General features: G+C 43.8%; 3 protein-coding genes. All 3 read right to left on the bottom strand.

Annotated elements, in window-relative coordinates; all coding sequences use genetic code 11:
* Positions 1–851, bottom strand: an 851-nt coding sequence (locus PGQ33_RS16500; RefSeq protein ID WP_270206110.1) for a DNA topoisomerase, incomplete at its 3' end; no start/stop codon positions are given.
* Positions 852–2,552, bottom strand: a complete 1,701-nt coding sequence (locus tag PGQ33_RS16495; RefSeq protein WP_270206109.1) for a DUF4315 family protein — start codon at positions 2,550–2,552, stop codon at positions 852–854. It lies immediately after the preceding gene.
* On the bottom strand, positions 2,533–4,734 hold a 2,202-nt coding region (locus PGQ33_RS16490; RefSeq protein WP_270206108.1), incomplete at its 5' end, for a CD1108 family mobile element protein. The genes PGQ33_RS16495 and PGQ33_RS16490, both read right to left, overlap by 20 nt.

The following is a 4,734-nucleotide window of genomic DNA, read 5'->3' as shown; positions in this document are numbered from 1 at the left end:
TGCTGTGCGGTATAGCCAAACATTCTGTTAGCTTCCCTCTGCAGGGTGGTCAGATCATAAAGCTTCGGAGGGCGGACCGTTTTCTCTTTCACATCATCCTTCTCCACTTCGCACATGCGCTCCTGACACTCTGCAGCCACTTTATCTGCATCTTCTTTTTTCTGAAAATTCTCTGTGACCGCATCCATATCGTCAAATTTGATATGAGCCATATAATATTTCTCTTTGGTAAATTCCTTGATCTTCTGATTTCGATCCACGATCATGGCAAGTGTTGGTGTCTGTACTCTTCCAACTTTCAGATTCTGGTTATACAGAACAGAAAAAAGACGGCTCGCATTGATTCCCACCAGCCAGTCAGCCTTTGCCCTGCAAAGAGCTGACTGATAGAGACTGTCATAACACGAACCGTCTTTTAATGACGCAAATCCATCTTTAATTGCCTGTTCTTCCATGGAAGAGATCCAGAGTCGCTTCATCGGCTTTTTACATCCTGCCTGCTCATACACCAGACGGAAGATCAGCTCACCTTCACGTCCTGCATCAGTGGCACAGATCACTTCATCTACTTTGGAATCTCTCATAAGTTTCTTTAAGATTCCAAACTGCTTTTTCGTACCTTCCAATACCTTATGTTTCCAACATTCTGGCACAATCGGCAGATCATCATATCTCCATTTTTTATATTTTTCATCGTATTCCGATGCATCACATAATCCAACCAGATGTCCTACGCACCAGGAAACGATATAACCGTTTCCCTCCACGTAGCCATCTTTTCTTGTTCTGGCTCCAAGCACGGAAGCCAGTGCCATCGCAACCGATGGCTTTTCTGCAATCACTAATTTCATTTACTCCTGCTCCTCTTCTTCATCTTCTAGTACCTCATCATTGAAATCTTCATCTTTCAAAACTTCTGTCCCTGCATTTTCCTGTTCTTCCTGCTCATCTGCATCGTCTACCTCCCGTTTTTCTGACTCTGAATCTTCGGATTCATTTTCATCCTCTTCCATCTCATCTTCATCATCATATTCATGTTTCGGTTTGTAGACTTTCAAGTAATAACCACCTGCCGCAGCTCCAACAGCAACCAATCCGATCAGTAGATAAGTCCCTGCCAAACTTTTGTCTTCTGGCATCTGAATTTCATCCTCTACCTTATCTTTCTCATCTGTCTCTGTCGTTTCCGGCTTTTCTTCTTCAGCCTGTTTCTCTGGTTCTGCATAAACAATATCTACTTCCGGAAGTGTCACAGAATCAGAAAGTGTGAAGTTCATCAGGTCTTTCTCACTGACTTCGGTAAGGAAATACACATTATCCTGAGATTTTGAATTGTCGATGATCAGATAAAAAATCTTACCACTCTTAGTTGAAATGGTATAAAACTCTTTTGTGCCTTCCGTAGCTGTTTTGGTAACAGAATCTGCTGTCTCGCCTTCTTTATTAAGCTGTTCCTCAATACCTGTCACTGTCCGATCATCCACAGTTCCTTTTGCATCTGTTGGCTCAGAAGCCTGTGCATCCTGCGGAAGTGGTGAAGTCGTTGTTTTCTCAGTCCCAGTTGCATCTGCACTGGTCGTGGTTGCCATCGCACCATTGCTGTCACCTGAAGTTTTCTGTTTCTCTGCCTGCTTCTTTGCCCATTCATAATAAGGATTCTGCAACACATACTTTTCAGAAGTATTTCCGGCACCATCCGTTACCGTGATTTCAATCTGTTTTGTTGTAAAATCTTTCTGTGTCAGTTGCACTCTCAGCATTCCATCCTTCAGATCTGTATAAGTGGTGCCATTAACTGTCACAGAAGTAATGCCGGAAACGGTATCATTTCCCTGAATCGTCAGTACACCATCTGTCAGAGATGCAGAAAGCGTAGGCTTTTCTGTGTCATAACACTTAATAGAGCGATTCTGCTCATAGACCTTCCCCTCACCATCTGTCACACGCACATAGACCGTCTGATTACCAGTAATGGAAATACTTCCATTCCCTGTCACATCCTGCCAGCTTCCGTCTTTCCCAGCTTTCGCTTCAATTTTTGTGATAGAAAATCCTTCTGGCATATGACTGGCATCCACAGTAATTGCGACTGCCGTTTCCCCCTGTCTCCAGCCATCTGGCTTTTCAATCGTAATTGCGGGTGCTGTATTCTCTGCCGCTAACACACTCTGTGTCTGCAACATAGGCGATGTCAAGCAAAGAATCGTTGTTGCCGCAAGCAATCCTTTTTTCACGCTATTTTTAGATTTCTTCTGTTTCATCTTCTCTAAATTTGGCAGTTCATTTTTCATTCTCTTTTTGAAAGCTTCCAGCTCTGGAATGCTCATATCCATTGCACGGATAATTTTTACAATTTCCAGATTTTCCGCTTCTGTTTTTGCTATCTCCGCAGCCTTGAAACGCTTTAAATCTGCTTCATATCTGGCTTTGGATGCTTCCATTTTTTCCTTGGCTTTCTCATAATCTGCCGTCGCTTTTTCAAGACTTTTCATCGCTTCTCCGTTCCGGACGGCTGTTACACCGCCCTTTTCCTTACCATCGTCCGAATCCATAGAAATGACTCTGCCAGTATGGAGAGTTGATGGACGTATACTGCACCGGATGCCCACAATGGATCATCTGACCATTGCCCACATAGATTCCGATATGCGTTACCGGAACTCCTGCATCGTAAGTACCTGTAAAGAAGATCAGATCTCCTGGCTGTGCTTCTGACTGAGATACCGGCGTACAAATGTCATACAATCCCTGTGCCGTTAATCTTCCTGTATTCCTTACACCTGAATGTGTCAGGCAGTAACTTACGAATCCAGAACAGTCAAATCCACTTGGCGAATATCCACCCCACACATACGGTGTCCCAAGATATCTCGCTGCTTCATTTAACAAACGCTGTGCTGCTTCACTGGTATATTCATTGCCGCCAAATCCTGCCCCTTCTCCTGTTTCCAGATAAAAGATCGGGTTTAACCGCTCTCCATTTTTCAGAAGTTCAATGTGAAGATGGCTTCCTGTAGAATTTCCAGTATTTCCTACAAGCCCTATCTCATCACCTTTCGTGACGGATGCTCCTGCAGATACACTCCGGCTGCTTAAATGTGCATACCGCAGTTCATAGCCTTTACTGTCCTTGATCACAACATAATTGCCATAGCTGTCGTTATAAGCAGAAGTTGTAACCGTTCCGGTCAGCCCTGCCATTACTTTTGTCCCTTCCGGTGCTCCGATATCCATACCATTATGAAGCTGATTTGCTCCTGATATTGGATGAATCCTGTATCCATAATAGCTGGTCACACTGGAATACCAGTTAAAATCAACCGGTGTTGCAAACATCTGCAAGTTGCCTTTTGTATCGTTGTAGGCACTGAACAGTTCTTTCTGGAAAAATCCCAGCCTGTTCTGACAGATTGACATCAGGTTTCCACTATTTAAGGTGACATTCAGCACATCTACATCTCTTGTCCTGGTCACTTCCACTTCATTGCTTCCATTATCATCTGCCAGATAACATTCCCATGTTTGATGTCCATGTGCAGATGCTGCCGCATGACTGTCATAATAGACATCAAACTGTACACCGTATCTTGCGAAAGCTCCGGTATCTTCTACAGTATATTCGACACCATTCATAACTACCTTTGTTCCCATTGGTACAAACGGATTGGAAGCATCTACCGCTAAGGTATGATTGGCAGTTGGATATGCTCCACTGGCAGTCGGTCCTCCGCTCCAAATACCACAACAAATTGGGCAGTTACAATACCCACTGGTCACAACCTGTCCCAAAGATTCTCCAACTCTTACAGTTGCTGTCTCTGTCACAGTCTCATTGACTGCTTCTGTTTCTAACCGATACTGCAATGCAAAAAGAGCATCCAGTTCTGGCTTTACCTGTTCAAAGGTAAATTCTTCATACTTTGCTGACAAATAACTGATCAGGATAAACGGATCATGCTCAATAGGTCCGATGTTATATCGGTATTCCTCATGTCCCGGTTCTTCAGATTCCATGTTGTTGATCCGCTCCTGCAGATTAGCTTCCAGCTGTGTATAATACAGTTCCGCTTTCCGGATTGCCTGATCCGATGACAGATAACTGGTTCCGGTATAAGTGATCACATTTTGGAAAATCACGGCAGAGCAAGACGTGACAGTCGTTATGATCAGAAACATCAATCCGATCAGAACTGCTACACTGATATACACCTTCCGGTTTTCTTTAAAGAAGTTGGTGACCTTACCGCCAATCTTCTTAATATAATCAATCGTACCTTTTGTAGCTGTTCCTACTGTCTGTTCACTTCGCTTCGCTTTGGCATAATCCCGTTTGATCTGTTGCTTTTGAATCTGTTTTTTCAGCTTCTTCTGCTCCTGATGGGATGCAGCCTGTGCCTGTTTCTCTTCCTGTCTTTCAAGTCTGCTTCTTTTTCTGGATGCCCACTGTTTCCTGCGTCTGGCACTTCTCTGTTCCAGCCGGTAAACACCTTCGCCGCTTTCTTCTAACTTATGGGCACCTTCTACCGCCGCATTATCGTCTTCATTTTTGCTGATCTCACGGTGCAATGCTACGGAAGTTGCACTTCCTGCTTTCTTGACAACAGAAGTTTTTTCTGTTTTCACAGATTCCCCTTCACCAAACTTCAAACGGGATTTTTTCTTTCCAAGAGTTTCTCCTTCATTTGCCTGATAGACCTGTGCTTTCTTGGAATGCTGCTTTGCTTCCTTTTTCTT

The sequence above is a fragment of the Coprococcus sp. AM100_B19A genome, from assembly GCF_027662015.1.
Taxonomy (GTDB): domain Bacteria; phylum Bacillota; class Clostridia; order Lachnospirales; family Lachnospiraceae; genus Allocoprococcus; species Allocoprococcus comes.
The sequence above is the reverse complement of the archived record's forward strand: the minus strand, read 5'-3'. Positions and strand labels throughout refer to the sequence as shown.